This window comes from Pseudarthrobacter enclensis, assembly GCF_001457025.1.
In the GTDB taxonomy this organism is placed as follows: domain Bacteria; phylum Actinomycetota; class Actinomycetes; order Actinomycetales; family Micrococcaceae; genus Arthrobacter; species Arthrobacter enclensis.
The window spans coordinates 465,828-489,530 of sequence record NZ_KQ758599.1 but is presented as its reverse complement, the minus strand read 5'-3'; the positions used below and the strand labels follow the sequence as shown (position 1 = coordinate 489,530).

General features: G+C 66.7%; 23 protein-coding genes and 1 tRNA gene. 8 read left to right on the top strand and 16 right to left on the bottom strand.

The features are described from left to right. Positions 1 to 18: 18 nt before the first annotated feature. Together rpoB and AS031_RS02215 are read right to left on the bottom strand one after the other, a co-directional pair. Positions 19 to 3,528: a DNA-directed RNA polymerase subunit beta gene (gene rpoB / locus AS031_RS02220; protein WP_058266501.1), complete on the bottom strand. Its 3,510-nt coding sequence runs from the start codon at positions 3,526 to 3,528 to the stop codon at positions 19 to 21. Between the two features lie 308 nt (positions 3,529 to 3,836). After that, positions 3,837 to 4,304 carry a hypothetical protein gene (locus tag AS031_RS02215; protein WP_058266500.1) on the bottom strand — a complete coding sequence of 156 codons (468 nt, stop codon included), beginning with the start codon at positions 4,302 to 4,304 and terminating at the stop codon, positions 3,837 to 3,839. Between the two features lie 242 nt (positions 4,305 to 4,546). Here AS031_RS02215 and AS031_RS02210 point away from each other — a divergent pair, with 242 nt between their 5' ends. Together AS031_RS02210 and AS031_RS02205 are read left to right on the top strand one after the other, a co-directional pair. After that, positions 4,547 to 5,746 carry an acetyl-CoA C-acetyltransferase gene (locus AS031_RS02210; protein WP_058266499.1) on the top strand — a complete coding sequence of 400 codons (1,200 nt, stop codon included), beginning with the start codon at positions 4,547 to 4,549 and terminating at the stop codon, positions 5,744 to 5,746. Continuing rightward, entirely contained in the window at positions 5,746 to 6,243 is a 498-nt protein-coding gene (locus AS031_RS02205; RefSeq protein WP_058266498.1) for an aminoacyl-tRNA deacylase, read from the top strand. The genes AS031_RS02210 and AS031_RS02205 overlap by 1 nt, the downstream gene beginning before the upstream one ends. 53 nt (positions 6,244 to 6,296) lie before the next feature. On the opposite strand, the gene rplL is transcribed toward AS031_RS02205, so the two are convergent. The 9 genes from rplL to AS031_RS02160 form a co-directional block, all read right to left on the bottom strand. Then, positions 6,297 to 6,674, bottom strand: a complete 378-nt coding sequence (gene rplL / locus AS031_RS02200; protein WP_058266497.1) for a 50S ribosomal protein L7/L12 — start codon at positions 6,672 to 6,674, stop codon at positions 6,297 to 6,299. Positions 6,675 to 6,749: 75 nt separating this feature from the next. Then, on the bottom strand, positions 6,750 to 7,334 hold the full coding sequence (gene rplJ / locus AS031_RS02195) for a 50S ribosomal protein L10 (RefSeq protein WP_058266496.1): 585 nt from the start codon (positions 7,332 to 7,334) through the stop codon (positions 6,750 to 6,752). Between the two features lie 296 nt (positions 7,335 to 7,630). After that, on the bottom strand, positions 7,631 to 8,749 hold the full coding sequence (locus AS031_RS02190) for a GNAT family N-acetyltransferase (RefSeq protein WP_058266495.1): 1,119 nt from the start codon (positions 8,747 to 8,749) through the stop codon (positions 7,631 to 7,633). Positions 8,750 to 8,757: 8 nt separating this feature from the next. Further along, positions 8,758 to 9,900 carry a GNAT family N-acetyltransferase gene (locus AS031_RS02185; RefSeq protein ID WP_058266494.1) on the bottom strand — a complete coding sequence of 381 codons (1,143 nt, stop codon included), beginning with the start codon at positions 9,898 to 9,900 and terminating at the stop codon, positions 8,758 to 8,760. 113 nt (positions 9,901 to 10,013) lie between these two features. After that, on the bottom strand, positions 10,014 to 10,721 hold the full coding sequence (rplA, locus tag AS031_RS02180; protein ID WP_058266493.1) for a 50S ribosomal protein L1: 708 nt from the start codon (positions 10,719 to 10,721) through the stop codon (positions 10,014 to 10,016). Positions 10,722 to 10,900: 179 nt separating this feature from the next. Further along, positions 10,901 to 11,332: a 50S ribosomal protein L11 gene (rplK, locus tag AS031_RS02175; protein ID WP_003803853.1), complete on the bottom strand. Its 432-nt coding sequence runs from the start codon at positions 11,330 to 11,332 to the stop codon at positions 10,901 to 10,903. Between the two features lie 128 nt (positions 11,333 to 11,460). Continuing rightward, positions 11,461 to 12,276, bottom strand: a complete 816-nt coding sequence (gene nusG, locus AS031_RS02170; protein WP_058266492.1) for a transcription termination/antitermination protein NusG — start codon at positions 12,274 to 12,276, stop codon at positions 11,461 to 11,463. 114 nt (positions 12,277 to 12,390) lie between these two features. After that, entirely contained in the window at positions 12,391 to 12,675 is a 285-nt protein-coding gene (secE, locus tag AS031_RS02165) for a preprotein translocase subunit SecE (protein ID WP_058266491.1), read from the bottom strand. Positions 12,676 to 12,758: 83 nt separating this feature from the next. Then, positions 12,759 to 12,831: transfer RNA gene (locus AS031_RS02160), tRNA-Trp, on the bottom strand. 272 nt (positions 12,832 to 13,103) lie between these two features. Between AS031_RS02160 and AS031_RS02155 the strand changes: the two genes are divergently transcribed. Further along, entirely contained in the window at positions 13,104 to 14,321 is a 1,218-nt protein-coding gene (locus AS031_RS02155) for a pyridoxal phosphate-dependent aminotransferase (RefSeq protein ID WP_058266490.1), read from the top strand. 80 nt (positions 14,322 to 14,401) lie between these two features. On the opposite strand, the gene AS031_RS02150 is transcribed toward AS031_RS02155, so the two are convergent. Further along, on the bottom strand, positions 14,402 to 15,082 hold the full coding sequence (locus tag AS031_RS02150; RefSeq protein WP_058266489.1) for a LuxR C-terminal-related transcriptional regulator: 681 nt from the start codon (positions 15,080 to 15,082) through the stop codon (positions 14,402 to 14,404). After that, entirely contained in the window at positions 15,079 to 16,458 is a 1,380-nt protein-coding gene (locus AS031_RS02145) for an ATP-binding protein (protein WP_058266488.1), read from the bottom strand. Before AS031_RS02145 ends, AS031_RS02150 begins: the two co-directional genes overlap by 4 nt. 125 nt (positions 16,459 to 16,583) lie before the next feature. Here AS031_RS02145 and AS031_RS02140 point away from each other — a divergent pair, with 125 nt between their 5' ends. From AS031_RS02140 to AS031_RS02120, 5 genes are all read left to right on the top strand, one after another. Continuing rightward, complete coding sequence (locus tag AS031_RS02140; RefSeq protein ID WP_058266487.1) at positions 16,584 to 18,083, top strand: PspC domain-containing protein; 1,500 nt, start codon at positions 16,584 to 16,586, stop codon at positions 18,081 to 18,083. Continuing rightward, entirely contained in the window at positions 18,080 to 18,379 is a 300-nt protein-coding gene (locus AS031_RS02135; protein ID WP_058266486.1) for a hypothetical protein, read from the top strand. The genes AS031_RS02140 and AS031_RS02135 overlap by 4 nt, the downstream gene beginning before the upstream one ends. A 3-nt stretch (positions 18,380 to 18,382) precedes the next feature. Further along, positions 18,383 to 18,634 carry a PspC domain-containing protein gene (locus AS031_RS02130; protein WP_058266485.1) on the top strand — a complete coding sequence of 84 codons (252 nt, stop codon included), beginning with the start codon at positions 18,383 to 18,385 and terminating at the stop codon, positions 18,632 to 18,634. Between the two features lie 189 nt (positions 18,635 to 18,823). Then, the gene (locus AS031_RS02125) at positions 18,824 to 19,849 is read left to right on the top strand and encodes an ATP-dependent 6-phosphofructokinase (protein ID WP_058266484.1); all 1,026 of its coding nucleotides are present in this window, start codon (positions 18,824 to 18,826) and stop codon (positions 19,847 to 19,849) included. Between the two features lie 27 nt (positions 19,850 to 19,876). Next, positions 19,877 to 20,593 (top strand): GNAT family N-acetyltransferase, encoded by a 717-nt coding sequence (locus tag AS031_RS02120; protein ID WP_058266483.1) that lies wholly within the window; start codon positions 19,877 to 19,879, stop codon positions 20,591 to 20,593. Here AS031_RS02120 and AS031_RS02115 read toward each other — a convergent pair. Genes AS031_RS02115 through ygfZ form a run of 3 tightly spaced genes read right to left on the bottom strand, consistent with a single transcriptional unit; the run spans position 20,555 to position 23,635 of the window. After that, the gene (locus AS031_RS02115) at positions 20,555 to 22,078 is read right to left on the bottom strand and encodes a DHA2 family efflux MFS transporter permease subunit (RefSeq protein WP_058266482.1); all 1,524 of its coding nucleotides are present in this window, start codon (positions 22,076 to 22,078) and stop codon (positions 20,555 to 20,557) included. The two genes, AS031_RS02120 and AS031_RS02115, sit on opposite strands and share 39 nt — an antisense overlap. Before the next feature lie 49 nt (positions 22,079 to 22,127). Then, positions 22,128 to 22,553 (bottom strand): ankyrin repeat domain-containing protein, encoded by a 426-nt coding sequence (locus tag AS031_RS02110; RefSeq protein ID WP_058266481.1) that lies wholly within the window; start codon positions 22,551 to 22,553, stop codon positions 22,128 to 22,130. Continuing rightward, positions 22,550 to 23,635 carry a CAF17-like 4Fe-4S cluster assembly/insertion protein YgfZ gene (gene ygfZ / locus AS031_RS02105; protein WP_058266480.1) on the bottom strand — a complete coding sequence of 362 codons (1,086 nt, stop codon included), beginning with the start codon at positions 23,633 to 23,635 and terminating at the stop codon, positions 22,550 to 22,552. Before ygfZ ends, AS031_RS02110 begins: the two co-directional genes overlap by 4 nt. Between the last annotated feature and the right edge of the window lie 68 nt (positions 23,636 to 23,703).

Below are 23,703 nucleotides of genomic sequence, written 5' to 3'. Positions count from 1 at the left end.
CCGCCGTCGTCGGACTCCTTAGACCTCTTCTACGGAGCTGGGCTCTGCACGAGACAGATCGATGCCCAGTTCCTCCGCAGCCGTGAAGACTGCGTCATCAGAGTCACGCATTTCAATGGTGGTTCCGTCCGTGGAAAGCACTTCCACGTTCAGGCACAGCGACTGCATTTCCTTGATCAGCACCTTGAAGGACTCGGGAACGCCCGGTTCGGGGATGTTCTCGCCCTTGACGATGGCTTCGTAGACCTTGACGCGGCCGTGGATGTCATCGGACTTGATCGTGAGCAGTTCCTGGAGCGTGTAGGCGGCGCCGTAGGCTTCGAGCGCCCACACTTCCATTTCACCGAAGCGCTGGCCACCGAACTGCGCCTTACCACCCAGCGGCTGCTGCGTGATCATGGAGTACGGGCCGGTGGAGCGTGCGTGGATCTTGTCGTCCACCAGGTGGTGGAGCTTCAGGATGTACATGTAGCCGACCGAGATCGGATCCGGGAACGGCTCGCCGGAGCGGCCGTCGAACAGGCGGGTCTTGCCGGAGGAGTTGATCAGGCGGTCGCCGTCGCGGGTCACGTTGGTGGAGTCCAGCAGGCCCGTGATTTCCTCTTCGCGGGCGCCGTCGAACACCGGCGTGGCAACAGTGGTGGGACCACTCTCGCGCGGCAGGTTCGGCAGCTGCTTGACCCATTCGGGCTCGCCTTCGATCTTCCAGCCGGTCTTGGCAACCCAGCCGAGGTGCGTCTCGAGCACCTGGCCCACGTTCATACGGCCCGGAACACCCAGCGGGTTCAGGACGATGTCAACGGGGGTGCCGTCGGCCAGGAAGGGCATGTCCTCGACCGGGAGGATCTTGGAGATAACGCCCTTGTTGCCGTGGCGGCCGGCGAGCTTGTCGCCGTCGGTGATCTTGCGCTTTGCGGCCACGTAGACGCGGACCAGCTGGTTCACGCCCGGGGGCAGCTCGTCGTCGTTGTCGCGGTCGAAGACGCGGACGCCGATGACGGTACCGGACTCGCCGTGGGGCACCTTGAGGGAGGTGTCACGGACTTCGCGGGACTTCTCGCCGAAGATGGCGCGCAGCAGCCGCTCTTCCGGGGTCAGTTCGGTTTCACCCTTCGGGGTGACCTTTCCGACCAGGATGTCGCCGGCTTCAACCTCGGCACCGATGTGGATGATGCCGCGCTCGTCCAGGCCTGCGAGGACTTCCTCGGACACGTTGGGGATGTCACGGGTGATTTCCTCGGCACCGAGCTTGGTGTCGCGGGCATCGATCTCGTGCTCCTCGATGTGGATGGAGGAAAGGACGTCCTCGGCAACGATGCGCTGCGAGAGGATGATGGCGTCCTCGAAGTTGTGGCCTTCCCAGGACATGAATGCCACGAGCAGGTTCTTGCCGAGCGCCAGTTCACCCTGGTCAGTTGCCGGGCCGTCAGCGATGATGCCGCCGACTTCGAGGCGCTGGCCTTCGTTCACCAGGACGCGGTGGTTGTAGCAGTTGCCCTGGTTGGAGCGGGCGAACTTGTTGATGCGGTAGTTGGTTTCGGTGCCGTCGTCGTTGAGCATGATGACGAGCTCGGCGGAAACCTCGGTGACCACACCGGCCTTCTTGGCGATGACGACGTCGCCGGCGTCAACGGCTGCGGCGCGTTCCATGCCGGTGCCCACGAACGGGGCCTCGGAACGGACCAGCGGCACGGCCTGGCGCTGCATGTTGGCACCCATGAGTGCGCGGTTGGCGTCGTCGTGCTCGAGGAACGGGATCAGGGCCGTTGCCACGGACACCATCTGGCGCGGGGAAACGTCCATGAACTCGACGTCCTCGGCCGGAACCAGGACGGGCTCGCCGCCACCACCGCGGGCACGGACCAGGACGGTCTCTTCGGCGAAGCGCTTGTTCTCATCCAGCGGCGCGTTGGCCTGGGCGATCAGCACCTCGGCCTCGTCGTCAGCCGTCAGGTACTGGACGTCGTCGGACACGACGCCGCCGTTGACCTTGCGGTACGGGGTCTCGATGAAACCGAACGGGTTGATGCGTCCGTAGGATGCCAGCGAGCCGATCAGGCCAATGTTCGGGCCTTCAGGGGTTTCGATGGGGCACATACGTCCGTAGTGGGACGGGTGCACGTCACGGACTTCCATGCCGGCACGGTCACGGGACAGACCACCGGGGCCCAGGGCCGACAGGCGGCGCTTGTGGGTCAGGCCCGAGAGCGGGTTGTTCTGGTCCATGAACTGCGACAGCTGGGAGGTTCCGAAGAACTCCTTGATGGCTGCCACGACGGGGCGGATGTTGATCAGGGTCTGCGGCGTGATGGCCTCGACGTCCTGGGTGGTCATACGCTCGCGGACAACGCGCTCCATGCGGGACAGGCCGGTGCGGACCTGGTTCTCGATGAGCTCGCCGACGGCGCGGATGCGGCGGTTGCCGAAGTGGTCGATGTCGTCGATTTCGACGCGCAGGTCCACTTCCTGGCCATCGCGGGTGCCCTTGATGGTCTTCTCGCCGGCGTGCAGCGCGACGAGGAACTTGATCATGGCAACGATGTCTTCAACGTGCAGGACGGAGGCTTCCTTGTCGCCAAGGGAGCGGTCGATACCCAGCTTGCGGTTGATCTTGTAACGGCCCACCTTGGCCAGATCGTAGCGCTTGGAGTTGAAGTACAGGTTGTCCAGCAGGGACTGGGCAGCCTCGACGGTGGGCGGCTCGCCCGGACGCAGCTTGCGGTAGATGTCCAGCAGCGCGTCTTCGCGGGTTTCGGTGGCATCCTTCTCCAGCGTGGCGCGCATGGAGTCGTACTGGCCGAACTCCTCAAGGATCTGGCCTTCGGTCCAGCCGAGGGCCTTCAGCAGCACGGTGACCGACTGCTTGCGCTTGCGGTCGAGGCGGACACCGACCTGGTCGCGCTTGTCGATCTCCAGCTCGAACCATGCACCGCGGGACGGGATGATCTTGGCGGTGAAGATGTCCTTGTCACTGGTCTTGTCCGCGGCACGCTCGAAGTAGGCGCCCGGGGAACGGACCAGCTGGGAGACGACGACACGCTCGGTGCCGTTGACCACGAAGGTGCCCTTCTCGGTCATCAGCGGGAAGTCGCCCATGAACACGGTCTGCTGCTTGATCTCGCCCGTGTTGTTGTTCATGAACTCGGCCTTGACGTACAGCGGAGCCGAGTACGTGGCGTCCCGGTCCTTGCACTCGGCCATGGTGTACTTGGGGTCGGCGAACTCCGGATCGGAGAAGCTCAGGGACATGGTGCCCTGGAAGTCCTCGATCGGGGAGATCTCTTCGAAGATGTCCGACAGGCCGGACGTCGTGGCGACGCTGAGATCGTTTTCTTCGACAGCCTTCGCTACGCGTGCCTGCCAGCGCTCGTTGCCGACCAGCCAATCAAAGCTGTCCGTCTGCAGGGCAAGCAGATTCGGAACATCAAGGGGTTCGTGAATCTTTGCGAATGAGAGCCGGCGAGTGGCACCATCAGTGCTGTCGGCGGTGTTAGCGGTTTCGTTATTAGAGGTGCTCGAGGCGACCAAGAGGGATCCTTCCACAGACCTTCAGGCGTTTTCAGATCTCCCCCGCTGTGCACCCTGCGGAAGTTACTCCGCAGCGCTACCATCCGGTTCCGCTATATGACCCGGGACCTGGACCGACTAGTCTGTGACGTATCTACGGCACGTTGATTGCCAGCTGCCAGGCAAAGCCCACCGCTATATGAAGGCTGAAGGTAAACAGGGAAGACGCAAATATCTACGATACGGCAAAACGGCGGACGTGTCTACCCCACTTGGCGCAGGAATGCAAGCACCATTTAAAGGTCCCTCACGGGCTTCTCCAAGCCGGCTCAAAGCTTGAGCGTGACACCTTCGGCCGAGCAGGTAGCGGAGTTGGCAAACACCGCGTCCCGGACTGCATCCTTGGACGCCTGGGCCGCTTCCCCGCCCGACTCCGCCGCCGCGGACTGGTCGATGGCCAGCAGGCTCAGCGATGCGAACAGGCCCTGCAGGTCCCCGGCCACCGTGTCCTTCGCGTCTTCAGCCTGGAGATAGACATCCTCGTAGCCGTTGGCGTCGCCGGCCGGTACTGCCGCGTAGTCGGCGAACAGGGAGTTGAAGCGTTCGCAGGCCTCCTTGGCCCCCAGTGCTGCTCCCCCGGACGCGGTGGGCTCCGGGGCGGCCGATGACGCACCCGTTTCGACGGCGGCGGGCGACTCGGTGGACCCGCCGGTCTCCTCCGGGGCCGGCGCCGAGACGGAACAGGCGGTCAACCCGGCGATGCCGGCCACCGCAGCCAGGGCGAGGATCTTCTTCACTGTCAATGCTCCATCCGTCCCGGGCGCGGGATAGCTGCCCCCTGCAAGAGTTTCCGCCGTCCACCCTACGCATCCGGCCGCCGTCGCGCATCTTGGCGGCATGGGCACCTCTCCCCTCCCGGGCCTGGTCCGCATCGGGGCGGGCCGGAATGCACGCGGCCCCGGCCGCGTTTGAATAGTTGGGTGACCAGGGTCACGGTAGCCTTGGTGGCCTACATCGGATGAGATCGGAAGAGATAACCATGGGCAACTCCCCGGACAACAGCGACGTTGTCATCCTTGCAGCAGCACGTACCCCGCAGGGGCGGATCAACGGCCAGCTTGCCACTTTCACGGCGGTGGACCTTGGCGCACATGCCATCCGGGCCGCGCTGGAAGCCAGTGGCGCACCGGCCGCTGACGTGGACACCGTCATCATGGGCCAGGTGCTGCAGGCCGGCGCAGGCCAGAATCCGGCACGGCAGAGCGCCATCGGCGCCGGAATCGGCTGGAACGTTCCCGCCGTCACCATCAACAAGGTGTGCCTTTCCGGACTGACCGCCGTGATCGACGCCGCCCGGATGATCCGTGCCGGCGAAGCCTCCGTGGTGGTGGCCGGGGGCCAGGAGTCCATGACCCGCGCCCCGCACCTGCTGCCGGGCTCGCGCCAGGGGTGGACCTACGGTTCCATCCAGGCACTCGACGCCGCGGCCCACGACGGCCTTACCGATGCCTTCGACGGCCAGTCGATGGGGCTGTCCACGGAAACCGGAAACCTCACGCTGGGCATCAGCCGCGAATCGCAGGACAACGTCGCTGCCCAGTCCCACCAGCGCGCCGCCCTGGCCGCCAAGAACGGCACGTTCGACGACGAGATCGCGGCCATCAGCGTCAAGCAACGCAAGGGCGATCCCATTGTGGTGGCTACGGATGAGGGCGTCCGCCCCAACTCCTCGGTGGAGTCCCTTGCCGGCCTGCGTGCCGCCTTTGCCACCGACGGGACCATCACCGCCGGCAACTCCTCTCCCCTGTCCGACGGCGCCGCGGCGCTGGTCCTGGCCTCACGGGGCTACGCCGAGGAGCACGGGCTGGAATACCTGGCGGTGGTCGGCAAGCCAGGACAGGTTGCCGGGCCGGACAACTCGCTGCATTCGCAGCCGTCCAACGCCATCCTGCAGGCTTTGGGCAAAGCCGGCTGGAGCACGTCCGACCTGGACTTCATCGAAATCAACGAGGCGTTCGGCTCCGTGGCGGTCCAGTCATTGAAAGACCTGGATTACCCGCTGGAGAAGTGCAACGTGCACGGCGGGGCCATTGCCCTGGGGCACCCCATCGGGGCCTCGGGTGCACGGCTCGCCGGCCATGCGGCGCATGAGCTCAAGAGGCGCGGAACCGGCAAGGCCGCCGTGTCGCTGTGCGGCGGCGGCGGGCAGGGCGAAGCTCTCCTGCTGTACCGCGACTGATGGCGGGCAGCACGGAAAAGGGGACGGACGGCGTCGGACGCGAACGCTTCCTGGCCGACGCCGCCGCCCGCGGCCTTCAGGTGGAGGTGGTGGAGCGCCCCGCCGCGAAAAGCCTGGGGGAGGCGGCGCACATCCTTGGCATCAGTCCCGCGGACATAGTGAAATCCCTGGTGGTCAAACACAAGGACGGCACGTTCCTGTTCGCGCTCATCCCCGGCGACCGGCAGATCTCCTGGCCCAAGCTCCGGCAGCTCGTGGGAGTGAACAAGCTGTCCCTCCCGCCGGCGGACGTGGCGCTGGAGGCGACCGGCTATGAACGGGGAACCATCACACCGCTGGGCAGCACCCACCCCTGGCCGGTGTATGCGGATGCTGCCGTCACCGGCCGGCGCATCTCGATGGGCGCCGGAGCGCACGGTTTCAGCGCCTTCGTTGACGCCGACGCCCTCACCGCCGCCCTCGACGCCGTCGTCGCGGACATCAGCGAACCTGCTTAAACGGAAAACCCCGCCCACCGGAGTGGACGGGGTTTTCCGTGGAAAAGCCGTTGTTACTTGAGGGTAACGGTGGCGCCGGCAGCCTCGAGCTGCTCCTTGGCCTTCTCGGCGGTCTCCTTGTTGGCGCCTTCGAGGACAGCCTTGGGGGCACCGTCAACCAGGTCCTTGGCTTCCTTGAGGCCGAGGGAGGTGATGGCGCGAACTTCCTTGATGACTGCGATCTTCTTGTCACCGGCAGCTTCGAGGATGACGTCGAAGTCAGTCTTCTCTTCAGCCTCTTCAGCAGCGCCACCGGCAGCGGGGCCGGCAACAGCAACAGCAGCAGCGGTAACTTCGAAGGTCTCTTCGAAGAGCTTGACGAACTCGGAGAGTTCGATGATGGTCAGTTCCTTGAAAGCTTCAATGAGCTCTTCGTTGGTGAGCTTCGCCATGGTAGGCGTCCTTCCTGTTGTGGCGGTGTGTTGGCGCGTGGCCGGACCGCCGGAGTCTGGTGGGGTAAAGAGAAATCAGTTCTCTTCGGCAGCGGGAGCTTCAGCGGCGGGCGCTTCGGCTTCTGCAGCAGGAGCTTCTTCAGCGGCGGGCGCTTCGGCAGCTGCCGGTGCACCGTTCTCTTCTTCAAGCTTGAGGCGCAGTGCGTCGATGATGCGTGCAGCAGCGGCGGCCGGTGCCTTGAGGACACCTGCAACCTTGGCGAGCTGCAGCTCACGGGACTCGAGGGCTGCCAGAGCGGCAACCTCGCTGGCGTTCAGTGCCTTGCCCTCGAAGTAACCGGTCTTGATGACCAGCTGCTTGTTGGCCTTGGCAAAATCCGTCAGGCTCTTGGCAGCGGCAACTGCGTCACCCTTGATGAACGCAATGGCAGTGGGGCCGGCAAGCTGGCCGTCGAATGCTTCGACGCCGGCTTCCTTGGCTGCAATGGCGGTCAGGGTGTTCTTGACGACCGAGAACTTGGTGTCCTGGCCGAGAGAAACACGCAGCTGCTTGAGCTGTGCAACGGTGAGCCCGCGGTATTCGGTCAGGACAGCGGCGTTCGATTCCTTGAAATCGTTAGTGATCTCAGCTACTGCTGAAACCTTGGTAGGCGTTGCCATAACCCTCCTTCCGGGGATAGTGCCGGTATTCGACGGTCCCCGCTCAGGCTGAGCTAAAACTAAAAACGCCCCGCGCAGATGCACGGGGCTTGGCTCAACATGGTTGTCCATGGAGCGTTGCTTCGTTCACCTGCGCTGGCCGCCCTATGTCAGGGTCCTTCGTCCGGAAAGCCACTGGGTCTCCCGCGCACAACTGCAGAGTTGAGCAATGCTCGAAAGAGTGGATTTCCAACAACCGACGGTCTTTGGTCATCCCAGTCTACGGGAGCCCGGTCAGGACGCCAAATCGGGGCGGGTCAGCTGGTGCTGGAGCGCAGCTGAGGCAGTTCCTTTTGCCAGATGCCGGTGACCCCGGCGATGCGGAAGCCCAGCTGCTGGTTGACGGTGAGGAGGTAGCGGTTGTCCGGGGCGTTCCAGGTGTAGATCACCCGGGCGTCCGGAAACTGCTCCGTAAGCCGCTCCATGTTGGCCACCTTGATGAGCAGGCCAAGCTTGTTGCCGCGGTGCTCCTGCAGGACCAGGGTATCGTCCTGGAACACCACGTCCGCCCGGTGCGCCAGGACGGTAATGGTGGTCAGCCCCACCAAGGATCCGGAGGCGAGGTGCTCCACGGCGGTGACCACTGTCCTGCGGCCCTGCGCGATGGCGACGTCCTCCGCTTCGCGCAGGATCCCGCCGTCGAACACCATGTCCTGCTCCACCGGCACATCAAGGTCCGGGTCGACGTCGGCGCCCGCCTGGTTCTCCAAGGCGGCCACGGCCTCCAGCCAACGGTCCGGGCAGCGGTCCGTCCAATGGTGGAGACGGTAGCGGCCGTTGTTGGCCTCTTCGGCTTCCGCCTGGAGATCTGCCACCAGCTTTGAATCGAGCGGCAGGGAACACGCACTGAACTGCTCAATGTGCTGGAGGGTGTAGCCGGTCTTTTGGGCGAACTCCACCTCACGGCTCTCCAGCGGCACGAAGCCCAGGCCCGTGCCCGGAACCAGGAGCGCCTGCTCGAACTCGTCCAGGGACGCGCCAGGATGGTTGGTGTCCACCAAAATCATGGTGCGCCCCTCGCCGCGGGCCAACTGCTCCGCGGCTTCCAGCAGGCGGCGGCCGACGCCCTGGCGCTGGAATTCCGGCAGGATGTCGAGCGTGAATTCGGCAAGGTCCAGGTGGTCGGTCAGCGGCAGGGCGATGTCCACGGTGCCGACGATCTCGCCGTCGACCTTGGCCACCAGGATGAGCTGGCGCTCGTAGGGATCCTCGAATTCGAGCAGCTTTTCAAGTGGCCCGTAGGCGAGGTCGTCGCTCCCCCACGTGGCCATCCGGACTTTGCGCCCCACCTCGACGGCGGCCAGGAAGTCGGCGGCGTCAGGCGCGTCAAGGGAGTCGGGAATCCAAAGCTGCTCGATCTTCACGTCTTTTGCCATACGGGGCATCATCCCAGCCGTTTCTGCCACTCCCCTTCATAGCCGGCAGGCTTGAATCCAAGGGCAATATTTATCGACAGCATATGCTGGTTTTCGCTGGCGTTCCATGTCAAAACGGAGCGCACGGAAGGCCACCTTTCCTGGGCCTGCCGCAGGTTCGCCACCTTGACCAGCATGCCCAGCCGGTGCCCGCGGTGGCCTCCCGCCACCAGGGTGTCCTGCTGGGTGATGGAGCCCGGCACCCCCGGCCGCCAGTTCAGCACCGTGTAGGCCACCAGCCTGCCGGTTTGCCTGTGCTTCGCGGCGGCCACGACCGTCTGGACTCCGCTGCGTCCCCAGGCCGCTTCCTCGTCGCGGACCCTGGCCGGGTCCCATTCCTCGCGTTCCCAGTCCAGCCCGGCCATGGGAACGTCGGTGCTCATGCGTGTCTTGAGGGCGGCATACCCGGCGACGTATTCCTCCGGGCAGGCGTCGTGCCAGCGGACCACGGCATAGTCACCGGCGGACGTTGCCGCTTCGTCGCCCAGCCGGTCGAGGAGTTCGCGGGCCACCGGAACGTCGAGCCGGCTGGACCGTTCCACCTGCTCCAGCCCGTACCCGGCGGCGGCGGCAAAGGCCGTGCCCGGGTCGCTCAGCGGCAGGGCACCGGCGCCGGACCTGGCGGGCAGCATGTCCGTGCCCGGGCCAACCCGCTCGAGGGGCACCTCGTGGAATCCGTCCAGGGATGTCCGCCCGCGGCCCCGGGCCACCGCCTCGGCGTAGTCCAGCAGCGCCCGTCCCAGGCCGCGGCGGCGGTGGGCCGGATCCACCAGGATGTCGATGCCTGCGGTTGCAGTGTTTTCCCGCAGCGGCAGGGTGACGGAGCACAGCCCGGCAGGCTCCCCCGCCGCGCGGGCCAGGTACAGGCGCCGCTCCTCATAGCCGGTGCCCCGCCAGTATTCCAGTGCCTCCGCCAAGGTGGGACAGCGGTCCAGGTTTCCCCACAGCTCCAGTTCGTGGGCTTCCCGCAATGCCTGGCAGGCAGAAAGGTCAGTTGAAGGCCCGACGGCGGCAGGCGGCTTTCCGCCGTCGGCCGCGGGAATGCGCACGGGGCTGATCACCCACCCTCCGGCGGCGGCAGCGTGTGCGGCGGAGACGGTGGGCCCGGACATGGCCCCAGCTTAGCCAGAAGGACGGAGCAGGTTAAGAAAAAACCGCCCGGCGCAATGCGCCGGGCGGTTTCTGCAGCTCCGGACAGGGTCCGGTGCGGATGTCCTACGAGGGCTCAGGCCTCGATGAGCACCTTGGTGACGTTCGGGTCCACGGAGATGCCCGGGCCGAAGGTGGTGGCAACGGTGGCCTTCTGGATGTAGCGTCCCTTGGCAGCCGAAGGCTTCAGGCGGAGCACCTCTTCCAGTGCGGCGGCGTAGTTCTCGGCCAGCTTGGTGGCGTCGAAGGAAACCTTGCCGATGATGAAGTGCAGGTTGGAGTGCTTGTCGACGCGGAAGTCGATCTTGCCGCCCTTGATGTCGTTGACAGCCTTGGTGACATCGGGGGTCACGGTGCCGGTCTTGGGGTTCGGCATCAGGTTGCGGGGACCCAGGACCTTACCGAGGCGGCCAACCTTGCCCATGAGCTCGGGGGTGGCAACGGCTGCGTCGAAGTCGGTCCAGCCGCCTGCGATCTTCTCGATCAGGTCGTCGGAGCCAACGAAGTCGGCGCCGGCCGCGATTGCTGCCTCAGCCTTGTCACCCGTGGCGAAAACCAGGACGCGGGCGGTCTTACCGGTGCCGTGGGGCAGGTTGACGGTGCCGCGGACCATCTGGTCAGCCTTGCGGGGGTCCACGCCGAGGCGGAATGCGACCTCAACGGTGGCGTCGAACTTGGACGGGTTGCTGTCCTTGGCGAGGGTCACTGCCTCGAACGGCGCGTAGAGCTTCTCCGCGTCAATCTTGGCGGCTGCTGCCTCATATGCTTTGCTGCGCTTTGCCATGCTGCTTGTTCTCCTTGTGCAGTTGTGGTCTGCGGACCGCGCTGGGCCCTGCCACAGCCGGTGACCCGGACCGTTATTCGTCCCGGATGACCGGCATTTCAATTGTTGATGGTGCCGGAATTCCGGCGGCGCCGCCCGTCGTCGTGCGTGGCACGGCGGTCAGCGGCAGGGAAGGGCAATTAGCCTTCGACGGTGATGCCCATGGAGCGGGCGGTGCCGGCGATGATCTTCGCTGCGCCTTCGAGGCTGGTGGCGTTGAGGTCTTCCATCTTGGTGGAGGCGATCTCGTTGACCTGGGCCTGGGTCAGCTTGGCAACCTTGACGGTGTGCGGGGTAGCGGAACCCTTGGCAACGCCTGCAGCCTTCTTGATGAGCTCAGCAGCCGGCGGGGTCTTGGTGATGAACGTGAAAGAACGGTCCTCGTAGACGGTGATTTCCACGGGGATGACGTTGCCGCGCTGGGCTTCCGTTGCAGCGTTGTACGCCTTGCAGAATTCCATGATGTTGACACCGTGCTGGCCAAGCGCAGGACCGATCGGCGGGGCCGGGTTGGCGGCACCTGCCTGGATCTGCAGCTTGATGAGGCCGGTGACCTTCTTCTTGGGAGCCAATGTAGGGTCCTTCTCTCAATAACTTCCTGAAGCACAGGAGCGTGCTTCAGGTTTGTGGCCGCCATGGCAAGGCGGCCGGCCGTTCCGGAACCGCTAAGCGGGCGGCGCCGGGACGAAATCTTGGGTGATCAGATCTTGGTGACCTGGTTGAACGCCAGCGTGACGGGCGTTTCGCGCTCGAAGATGGAGACCAGGACCACGAGGGTCTGGGACTCGGGCTTGATCTCGGAAATCGTGGCGGGAAGGGTCTCGAACGGGCCTTCCTTGACGATGACGGACTCGCCGACCTCGAAGTCGACGGCGACCGGGGCCTGGTTCTGCTTGTTGACCGGCTTGCCCTTCTCCGCCTGCTCTTCCTCGAAGACCGGGGCGAGCATCGAGAAGACCTCGTCGAGGCGCAGCGGGACCGGGTTGTGGGCGTTGCCCACGAAGCCGGTGACGCCGGGGGTGTGGCGGACGGCGCCCCAGGAGGCATCCGTCAGGTCCATGCGGACCAGGACGTAGCCGGGAATGCGCACGCGGTTGATCACCTTGCGCTGGGCGTTCTTGATTTCCACGACTTCTTCCATGGGCACCTGGATTTCGAAGATGTAATCTTCCATGTCCAGGGTCTGGATGCGGGTTTCAAGGTTGGCCTTCACACGGTTTTCGTAACCGGCGTAGGAGTGGATGACGTACCAGTCGCCTTCCTGGCGGCGCAGCTTGGCCTTGAATTCCTCGGCGGGGTCCGCGGCTGCGGTGGCTGCCGCGGCGGCGAGGGCGTCGGTGGACTCTTCCTCGGCGTCGCCGGACTCGTCATCGGAATCGCCGGACTCTGCGTCGGTGGCGGCGTCATCGAATTCGGGCGCGGAGGACTCAACCTCAGACTCTTCACCGGTTACAGCGGTGATGTCCGCGGACTCTTCCTGCTCAGTCCCGGTTACCTCGAGCTCCTGCTCAGACACTTGGTCTCCTGCTTCCTCATTGCCTAACATGCCTATTTAAATGGCTCAATTCCGCACACCGCCGCTTCCCTCCCGGTTTCCCGGTGGAGCGCGCAGCCTGCGGAGCCTGCAGCCTTAGCTGTCCGTGGAGCCGGTTCCGCCGAAGAGCCAGCCGACGGCGGTTCCGAAACCGATGTCCAGCACACTGACGATGACCATCATGATGGCCACGAATACCAGCACCACGAGCGTGTAATTGATCAGTTCCTTGCGGGTGGGTGCAACAACCTTCTTCAGTTCGCCGATGATCTGGCGGACGAAAAGTGCAATGCGGGCGAAGACGTTTGCCTTGGCATCCTTCTTAGCTGGGCGGCCCTTGGAGCTGCTGGCAGCTGTTTCGGTCACCTGGTCCTCGCTCATCTTTGCAATGGTGGATTACCCGGCCCTGATCAGAACCATGGTTGCTGCGCGTGCCCCGGATTTGTTGCCCGGGGCAGCCTGCGCAGGGCAGACAGGACTCGAACCTGCAACCTGCGGTTTTGGAGACCGCTGCGCTACCAATTGCGCCACTACCCTATGGAGTGAAAACCACTGTCAGCCGGCCGCCAGCCTTCACTGGGGCGCACGCCATCATCCGTGTTTCAACACCGGTGAACCAGTCTACGTCAACATCAACACGTTCGTAAAACCGACCCGTTCCGGCCCCTCCGCCGTGCCGCCCGGCCATGACTGGCGGACCAGTCACATTACAAAGCCGGCACCCCGGTGGGTCCGGTGAACAGCATAGAGTAGAAACCGTCGAATCCCACATTCCAGCCAGCCGGCTGCAAGCGAAGAACGGACCTGCCATGTCTGCCGCCCGCGTTTCCCAGCGCATTTCCGCAATTGCCGAATCCGCAACCCTTGCCGTTGATGCCAAGGCGAAGGCGCTGAAGGCAGCCGGCCGGCCGGTGATTGGGTTCGGGGCGGGCGAGCCGGACTTCCCCACCCCGGACTACATCGTGCAGGCTGCAATTGATGCCGCCGGCCAGCCCAAGTACCACCGGTACTCCCCCGCAGGCGGCCTGCCCGAGCTGAAGAAGGCCATTGCCGAGAAGACGCTGCGGGACTCCGGCTACGCCGTGGATCCTTCCCAGGTGCTGGTGACCAACGGCGGCAAGCAGGCCGTCTACAACACCTTCGCCACCCTGGTTGATCCGGGCGACGAGGTCATCGTCCCCACTCCGTTCTGGACCACCTACCCGGAGGCTATCCGCCTGGCCGGCGGCGTTCCGGTCGAGGTTTTCGCCGGGCCCGAGCAGGACTACCTGGTGACCGTCGAGCAGCTCGAAGCAGCCGTGACGGACCGCACCAAGATCCTGCTGTTCGTGTCGCCGTCGAACCCCACGGGCGCCGTGTACTCCCCGGAGCAGGTGGCCGAGATCGGCGCATGGGCCGCAGCCAAGGGCCTGTGGGTCGTCACGGACGAGATCTACGAGCACCTGACCTACGACGGCGTGCCGTTCACCTCGATCGCCACCGCCGCTCCGGAGCTGGGCGACAAGGTGGTCATCCTCAACGGTGTGGCCAAGACCTACGCCATGACGGGTTGGCGCGTGGGCTGGATGATCGGCCCGGCGGACGTCATCAAGGCCGCCACTAACCTGCAGTCGCACGCCACGTCCAACGTGTCCAACATCCCGCAGATCGCCGCGTTGGCCGCCGTTTCCGGCCCGCTGACCGCCGTCGATGAGATGAAGGTTGCGTTCGACCGCCGCCGCAAGGCCATCGTCGCCGGCCTGAACGCGATCGAGGGCGTGGAGTGCCCGACGCCGAAGGGCGCCTTCTACGTCTACGCGGACGTGCGTGCGCTGCTGGGCAAGGAGTTCCCGACGGCGTCCGGCACCGCCACGCCACAGACCTCCGCCGAACTGGCCTCGCTGATCCTGGACGAGGTTGAAGTGGCCGTGGTTCCCGGCGAGGCATTCGGCCCGTCCGGATTCCTTCGCCTGTCCTATGCCCTGGGCGACGACGACCTCGCCACCGGCGTGCAGCGTCTGCAGGAGTTCCTCGGCAAGGCCCAGTAACTCCCCCACACCGGTTGCTCCATCACTTTGGGTCCTTAAACCGCCCTTTTAGGGACCCAAAGTGATGGGGCAACTTTGGTTTAGAGGAGGCGGCGCTCCGCCGCCCACTTGGTGAGTTCGTGGCGGCTGGAGAGCTGCAGCTTCCGGAGCACGGCGGACACGTGGGTTTCCACGGTCTTGATGCTGATGAACAGTTCCTTCGCCACCTCCTTGTAGCTGTAGCCGCGGGCAATCAGCCGCATCACCTCAAGTTCCCGGGCGGAGAGCTTGTCCAGTTCGTCGTCGGCGATGTCCGCGGGCGCGGTGCCGAAGGCGTCCAGGACGAACCCGGCCAGCCGTGGGGAGAACACGGCGTCCCCGCCCGCCACCCGGAACACGGCATCGGTGATCTCGGCGCCGGAGATGGTCTTGGTGACGTAGCCGCGCGCCCCGGCGCGGATCACGGCAACCACGTCCTCGGCGGCATCGGACACGCTCAAGGCCAGGAACCGGGTGGTGGCCAGCAGCGCGGCCGAGCCGGCGATGACCTCCCGGCCGCCGCCGCCCAGGCCGCCCGGCAGGTGGACGTCCAGCAGCACGACGTCGGGCCGCTGCTCGGCGATGACCGCGACGGCCTGCTCCACCGTGGCCGCCTCCCCCACCACCTGGATGCTGGCGTCCAGGTCGGCCTTCAACCCGGACCTGAAGATGGCGTGGTCGTCCACGATGACCACCCGGACCGTGCCGTTGCCCGGGGCGGGCTCCCCCTGGCTGGGATTCATGACTTTCCTTCCGCGTTGTCGATGCCTGCTGCCGGGAAGCGGAGCCTGACCTCCGTGCCCTCCCCGGTACTGAGGATGGTTGCCGAGCCGCCGTGCCGCTTCATCCTGCCGATGATGGATTCCCGGACACCCATCCGGTCCTCCGGCACCTCCGACAGGTCGAATCCGGGGCCCCGGTCCTTGATGAAGACCTCTGCCTGTCCGTCGGAGGCCTCCAGGTAGACGGACACGCTTCCTCCGCCATGCCTGGACGCGTTCAGCATCGCTTCCCGGCTTGCCTGGACCATGGCCTCATGCGCCTCGGTCATGGCCGCGTCGCCGACGCTGACCACCTCCACCGGGTTGCCCAGGAGGTCTTCCACTTCGGCGGCCGCCGCCTTGATGCGGTCCGAGAACTGGCCGGATTCGCGGCCGGGATCCTGGAACAGCCACCCGCGCAGTTCACGCTCCTGCGCACGGGCGAGGCGGACGACGTCGTGCTCGCTGCCGGCCCGGCGCTGGATCAGGGCGAGGGTCTGCAGGACGGAGTCGTGCAGGTGCGCGGCGATCTCCGCCCGTTCGGTCTCCCGGATCCTGCCGGCACGTTCGCCCTCCAGGTCCCGCCAGAACTTCAGTGCCCACGGCAGCAGGACCAGCACCACTCCGCCCAGCACGGCCACGGAGGCCAGCAGCGCCAGCCAGGTCTGCTCCCAGGAGCCTGAACCTGACACCATGACCAGCACGCCGGCCACCACCAACGCCAGGCCTGCCGCCAGCCGGGCCCAGCCGCCGGCCTGGTCCGCCTTGGTCTTGTCCACCAGCCCGGCCCGGCGCGTCTCGTCCAGCTGCATCCAGGCGATCGAGGCGCCGCCGAGCACGGCCGCCGCGGGAATTAGGGTTCCCAGTGGAACGTCGACGCCCAGGAGCTGGGCAATCAGGATGCCGGCAACCAGCAGCAGCCCGCAGCCCAGCAGGATCTCCTTGCCGTACTTCATGCTTTGCCAGCGGAACCAGGGCGGATCGGCAGCCCTGCCCGGGGACGGCGCGGCGGTGCCGGACGCACCCTGTGCGGTGCCGGCGTCGTCCACTTGGACGGGCGGGGCGGGCACCGGGCCGGCCGGGGCGGGAATGGTGCCGGTCCCCTGGCTCACGGCGGGGGCAATGGACGACGCCGGGCGCCTGGCGTTGCGCCTGGCGGCCTCATCCGCCGTGGGAACCATGATCCACAGCCAGGCGTAGAAGACCAGGCCGGCGCCGCCTGCAAGGGCCGCCAGCACCATGCCCACCCGGATGTTCTTCACCGGCCAGCCAAGGTGCAGTGCCAGGCCCGAGCAGACACCGGCGATCACGCGGTCGCTGCTGCGCGCCAGGGGCGGCCTGGCCGGGACGGTTGTCATGGATCAATCCAAGCATGGATCAGGGTTGCCCGGACCCGGGCGGGGCACCAACCGGGGACAACTCAGGGACCGTTCAGGGTTTCCCCCAGTAGAGCGGGAACAGGGCCCGGCGGAAGGATTGAGGTATGAACTCGCAGACCCCCCTTCCCGACGACGGCCAACCCACCGAGCCCCTTCCGGGCACCCCGCGGCCCACTGAGCCGCTGCCGTCAACGCCATCCCCTGCGGATTCCGCCGCAGGCGCACAGGAGTCCTCCTCCGGGGGCGGCCAGCACGCAGCCCGCCAGCCCGTCACCGCCGAAGCCGACTTCTTCACCTGGGTCCGCTCCCACGGCATCGTGCGCGGACAGGACCGCTGGATCGGCGGCGTGGCCAGTGGAATCGCCCACCGGCTGCGCGTGGACCCGCTGATCGTCCGCGGCGTCTTCATTGTCCTGACGCTCTTCGCCGGCATCGGCGTCCTGCTGTACGGCCTGGCGTGGGCGTTCCTCCCGGAGCCCGACGGCAGGATCCATGTCCAGGAAGCGGGCGCCGGCCGGTGGACCACAGGTATGACGGGGTCCCTGATCACCACCATCCTGGGCCTCACCGGACTGGGCGGGGGCTTCTGGGGATGGACCCACAACGGCTTCGGCGGATTCCTCTGGACGGTCTTCTGGGTGGGCGGCGCCATCTACCTGGTCTACTACCTGGCGCAGCGTAACCGGGCCGGACGCCCGGCCATGGCCGCACCACCCGCGGGCAGCTACGGGACGGGCGGCACCCCGGCATCCGGCACCACCTACCCGGCCGGTCCCTACACCGCCGGCACGGCACAGTTCTCCCCGGCGGGAACCTCCTACGGCCCGGCTCCGGCGTCCCCGTCCATGCCGTCCTACAGCGGCGGCTCCTTCGCCGGCGGTTCCGGCCCGGGCAGCCCCTCGGCGGGCGGATCCGGCGGCGGCACACCGTACAACCCGTACCAGGCGCCACGGCAGGCACCGAAGCCGCGCCCTGCCGGACCGGGCGCGCCGGCTGTGGCCGTCGCCGCCGGATCGGCCCTCCTGGTGGGCGGCGGACTCAAGGCCCTCGACGTCACCAACATCATCGACCTGGGCGGCTCCGCCAACGCCATCGTCTGGGCCAGCGCGGCCGCCGTCCTGGGCCTGGGAATCCTCATTGCCGGCCTGCGCGGCAGGACCGCCGGCATCCTCAGCTTCTTTGCCGTCGTGGCCCTGATTGCCGGGGGCGTGTACAACATGGTGGGCAACGGCGACCGGATGCGCTTCCAGCAGGCGGACTGGACTCCGGCCAGCATCCAGGAGGCCCGTGACGGGTTCGACATCACCGCGGGCCGCGGAACCGTGGACCTCACCGGCCTGGCCGGCAGTGCCCCGCTGGGCTCCGACGTCGTCATTCCGCTGAACATCACCGCCAGCAACGTGACGGTGCGGATCCCCGAGGACGTTCCCGTGGACATCAAGGCAGACATGACCATGGGCAACCTCAACGAGGCCTCGGGCCAGCGCGGCGGAACCACCACCAGGGAAAGCAGCTACAACTCCGACAAACCCGGCAGCCACATGGTGGTCGAGATCGACGGAACCTTCAGCAACATCACCATCGAGGAAGGCAACTCACGATGAGCACCAGCAGCTACCAGCCGGACCCCACCGGTCCGGGCAGCTATTCCACCGACAACCCGACGGCGGCAGGCACCGGCCCTTCCGCAGCCTCCAGCACCAGGGTGGGAACCGTGGTGTGGGGCCTGATCGTCCTTGCCCTCGCCGCGCTGATCATCGTCGCCCAGCTGGGCATCGTCACCCTCAATGCCACCTACGTCCTGATCGGGCTCATGATCGGAGCCGGGGCCGCCCTGGTGGTGGGCGGCCTGCTCTCAGCCCGGAAACGTGACAACGAACCGACAACAGGGAAGTCTTGAACCATGGACAAGTTTTTCAGCATCGTCAGGGGCCTCGGCCTGAAACGCGGCCCGCAGCGCTGGGTCGGCGGGGTCCTCGGAGGCATCGCAGCGAAACTGAACGTGGATGTGGCCTTCGTCCGCATCGCCTTCCTGATCTTCTGCCTCCTGCCCGGTCCCGCCGTGGTCTTCTACCTCCTGGCGTGGGCAGTCCTCCCCGACCAGCGAAACGCTATTCCTTTGGAAACCTTCCTGGAGCGCCGGTCGCTGAGCTGACCTGATGCCAAAAAAACCAAGGGTCCCGCCGTCCCACGGCAGGGGCCCTTGGCCGCGTCCGGACCAGTGCGCCGCGGCGCCTGCCTATGTAACGAGTTTGTGTCGTACCCCACACCTCCCACTACACTTCTAGGTGAGCTCAGCGTGGCGCTCTGCCAGTAAACCCTCTCCCAGGATTTGAGCTGAATCATGAAAATTGGAATCCTCACCAGCGGTGGCGACTGCCCCGGACTGAACGCGGTCATCCGCGGCGCCGTGCTGAAGGGCATCGCCATCCACGGCCACGAATTCGTCGGATTCCTCGACGGCTGGCGCGGTGTGGTGGAGGGCGACATCATTGACATCCCCCGCACGATGGTCCGCGGCATCGCCAAACAGGGCGGCACCATCCTGGGCACCTCACGCACCAACCCGTTCGAGAACGGCGGCGGCCCCGAAGTCATCAAGGCCCACATGGACCGCCTGGGCATCGACGCCATCATCGCGATCGGCGGTGAGGGAACGCTCGCCGCAGCGAAGCGCCTCACCGACGCCGGCCTGAAGATCGTGGGCGTCCCCAAGACCGTGGACAACGACCTCGACGCCACCGACTACACGTTCGGTTTTGACACCGCTGTGCAGATCGCCACCGAAGCGATCGACCGGCTCCGGACCACCGGTGAATCCCACCACCGGTGCATGATCGCCGAAGTCATGGGCCGGCATGTCGGCTGGATCGCGCTGCATGCCGGGATGGCTGCCGGCGCCCACGCCATCCTGATTCCGGAGCAGAAGGTCAGCATCGAGCAGATCACCGAATGGGTGAATGACGCCCACGCCCGCGGCCGCGCACCGCTGGTGGTGGTGGCAGAAGGGTTCGTGCCCGAACACATGGAATCCCCGCACTCCGAACGCGGCCTGGATACCTTCGGCCGTCCGCGCCTGGGCGGCATCGCCGACCAGCTGGCCCCGGAGCTGGAAGCCCGCACCGGCATTGAAACCCGCGCCACCATCCTGGGCCACATCCAACGCGGCGGCGTCCCGTCCGCGTTCGACCGGGTACTGGCCACCCGCCTGGGCATGGCAGCCATTGATTCGGTGGTGGAAGGCTTCTGGGGCACCATGGTGGCGTTGAAGGGAACGGACATCGAGCATGTCGGCTTCCAGGAAGCCCTGGGCCAGCTCAAGACCGTGCCGCAGAAGCGCTACGACGAAGCGGCCGTCCTGTTCGGCTAAGCAGGCACCCCCGCCTAGGCTGGGACCATGACACTCGATCCCGGTTCCGCCGCCATCGTCCAGCTCGCATGGGCCCGCCGCCTGGGGCTGGACGACGACGCCTTCGGTACCGCGCTGGCCTCCGGTGAACGCATTGTCCGGGCGGACGAGTCAGCCCGGACGGTTGAATTCGTCCGGCTGTTCGGCAGTTCCGTCCTGGTGGGCCCGCAGGCTATCATCGACGCCGCCGCGGACATCCCCGACGCCGATATGGCCCAGCACGTCACGCTGCTGACCCTGACCCGGGAGCACGGCGGACACGGCCTGGGCGCTGCGGCCTTGTTCTTCGCTGACGACCTGCCGCTCCAGCAGCCTGCCGAGGAGATGACGGTCTCGCACGGTAACGCCGAGGCCATCGAACTGGAGGGCCGCTGCCCGCCGGACGACGTCAACGAGGTGGGCCTGTCCGACCTGGAAAACCGCTTCACGATCGTCCATGAGGTGGACGGCCGCCGCATGCCCCTGGCCTGCGGCGCCTACACGGAGTGGGAAGGGCTGCTGGCCCACCTGGGGGTCCTGGTTGACCCTGAATGGCGGCGCAGGGGCCTGGGCACCCTGGCGGCATCCATCGCCGCCCATGAGGCGCTGGCAGCGGGCCTGACCCTGCAGTGGCGGACCGATGTCAGCAACACCGGGTCGCTGGCCCTGGCCCGCCGGCTCGGCCTGTCAGCCGGCGGAATCCAGACCAGCGTCAACCTTGGCTGAGGCCTCCGGACCCTGCGGCGCGCCCCACCCCTGAACCGGCTTGGGCTTGGCGAAGAAGAGGGCAACGGCCGCTCCGGCGAGCACCACCGCGGCGGGCAGCAGGATGGACTGGGCCATCGCCGTCGAGAATCCCGCGTGCAGGAACTCCGGCAACGTCCCGCCCATCGCCATCCCCTCCCCTGCGGACCCGGCCGGGCCGCCGGAGGGGAGTTCAGCCGCGAGGCGGGACTGGATCAGGACGGCGATGGCCGCACTGCCCAGGACGGCGCCGAACTGGCGGGTGGTGTTGTAGACGCCCGACCCTGCGCCGGCCTGCCGGGGCGGAAGGTTCCGGGTGGCGGTGGTGCTCAGCGGCGCCCAGATGCCGGCATTGGCGAACCCGAGCACGGCGCTGGGAAGCAGGAACAGCAGGATGGGCGTGTCCGGCTGCATCAGCAGGCCGTTCCACACCAGGGCCACCGCCATCAGCGTCAGGCCAGCGGCGGCGAGGTATTTGGGGTTGACGCGGTCCACGATCTTGCCTACCACGGGCGCCATGCCGCCGGAGATCAGGGCCATGGGAACCATCAGCAGGGCAGACTGCGTCGGCGTCAGGCCGCGGACCAACTGGTAGTAGAAGATCAGCGGCAGGCCGAAGGAGGTGACCGTGAAGCCCACCATGGTGATCCCCAGGTTGGCCAGGGAGAAGTTCCGGTCCCGGAACAGGCCCAGCGGCAGCAGCGGCTCGCCCTTGTTGAAGCGCTGCCAGGCAACGAAAGCGGCCAGGACCACCAGCCCGGCGATAATCAGGGACCACACGCTGATGGGCCCGGTGATAGTCCCCCAGTTGTAGGTTTCGCCTTCCTGGATGCCGAACACCAGGAGGAACAGCCCGGCAGCGCTGAGCAGCACGCCGGGAATGTCGAACCGGTGCGGGTGGGTGCTGAGGGCAGGAACGTTGCGCAGCGCCAGGATGAAACCGACGACGCCGATGGGCACGTTGATGAAGAAAATCCACTCCCAGCCGAGCCCGTCCACCAGGACGCCGCCCAGGATGGGGCCCACCAGCGTGGCCATGCCGGCGGTGGCGCCCCAGATGGCCATGGCGGCTCCGCGGCGGTCCGGCGGGAAGATGCGCGTGATGACGGCCATGGTCTGCGGCGTCATGACGGCCGCGCCCAGGCCCTGGAGCACACGCGCGGCGATGAGGGTTTCCACGTCGGTTGCCAGGCCGCACCACAGTGAGGCGAGGGTGAACACCACCAGGCCCAGCAGGTACAGCTTCTTGGGCCCGAACCGGTCACCGAGCCGGCCGGTGATGAGCAGCGGAACCGCGTAGGCCAGCAGGTAGGCGCTGGTGACCCAGATCACCGAGTTGATGTCGGCGCCAAGGCCTTCCATGATCCGCGGGTTTGCCACGGACACGATGGTGCTGTCGATCAGGATCATGAAGAACCCGATCACCAGCGACCACAGCGCCGGCCAGGGCTTTTCTACGTTTTCCATCCGGTCATCCTTCAAAGTCAGTTCTTGGTTGCCGGGCGGACCCGGGTGCTCAGCCGAGGAGGTCGAGGATCTCCTGGCGGGCAAACATATGTGCGGCGGCCCGCGCCGAGGGGCTGCCGGCGTCCGGATCGGCGCCGGCGTCGAGCAGTGTCCTGGCCACCTCGGTGTAGCCCTTGAACGCCGCCCCGGCGAGGGGCGTCTGGCCGCGGTCGTTGGCGGCGTTGGCGTCGGCACCGTGGTCCAGGACCAGGCGGACCGTGTCCGCGTGCCCGTGGTAGGCGGCGAGCATGAGGAGCGAATCCCCGGCGGCGTTGGTCAGCGTTGCCGGGGCTCCGGCGTCGAGGTACGCCTGGAGGAGCCCGGTGTTGCCTTCCCTGGCGGCCTCAAAGAGCGTGTGTGCCAAAGCCACGGCATCGTCGTGCCCTGCCGCAGGCGCGGCTGCGGCTTCCGGTGTGGCGTCTCCAAGTTCTGTCATGCGCGTGGCCCCCTGAGGAATCCGGTCTGGCGCCCCACCACCTGTCCGGCGTCGGGGGCAACGATGAGCTCCTGTCCGGCGGTGTACGGTTCGTCTCCGTCCAGGACCGTCAGTATCTCATCCGGAGCCACGGACCGCTTGATGACCGCCAGCGCCACCGGTCCCATTTCGTAGTGCTGCGCCACGGACGTGACAGTTCCCACTTTACGGTCGCCCACGAGCACCGCGCTGCCGGCGGCCGGAAGCGTATGCTGCGACCCGTCCAGCTGGAGGAACACCAGGCGGCGGGGAGGATGGCCCAGGTTGTGTACCCGGGCGATGGTTTCCTGGCCCTTGTAGCAACCCTTTGCCAGGTGCACTGCGGTGCGCAGGAGGTCCAGCTCGTGCGGGATGGTCTTGTCGTCGGTTTCGGCCCCGATGCGCGGGCGCCATGCGGCCACCCGCAGGGCTTCGGCTGCCATGGTTCCCGCCAGCGGACGGTCCCCCACGAACTGCTCCAGTTCCGCGGCCGGAACCAGGTATTCGTACCAGGGCCGTTCCAGGCCGGGATGGTTCTCCTCGGCGACGGTGGCGTAGGAGTATCCGCCGGCACCAACGTGCGGCCACGGGTCCTGCCAGGCGAGGAGCCCGGACCATTCCGGCACCGCGGCGGTGCTGCCCACTACCGCCCAGTCCGCCGATACGTCGGCGATCTCCACCCGGAGCATGAACTTCATCCGGTCCAGGTACGCTGCCAGCGGCGCGGCCTCCGCGCCTTCGACGATGAGCCAGGCCGTGGCGCCGTCGTCAATGATGCGTGCGTCGAACTCGATCCGGCCCTGCACGCTCAGCAGCAGGAGCTCACTGGATTCCCCGGGCTTCAGGGCGGTCAGCTGCTGGGAGGACAGGGTGTTCAGCCAGCTCAGGCGGTCCGGCCCGGCAACCGTCACCACACCGCGGGAGGAGAGGTCGACGACGGCGGTCCCGGCCGCGAGGGCACGCTGCTCCCGGAGGGGCTCGCCGTAGTGGGCGGCGACGCCGGCGTCGGCGCCTGCCGCTTCAACGGCGCCGGGGCGCGACAAAAGGGGGCTGGGAGTAGTCATATGTGGTGGAACGTCCTTATGTCAGTGGGTATTCCGGAATGACGCCGGCGCCGGGTTTTGCAGGCTCG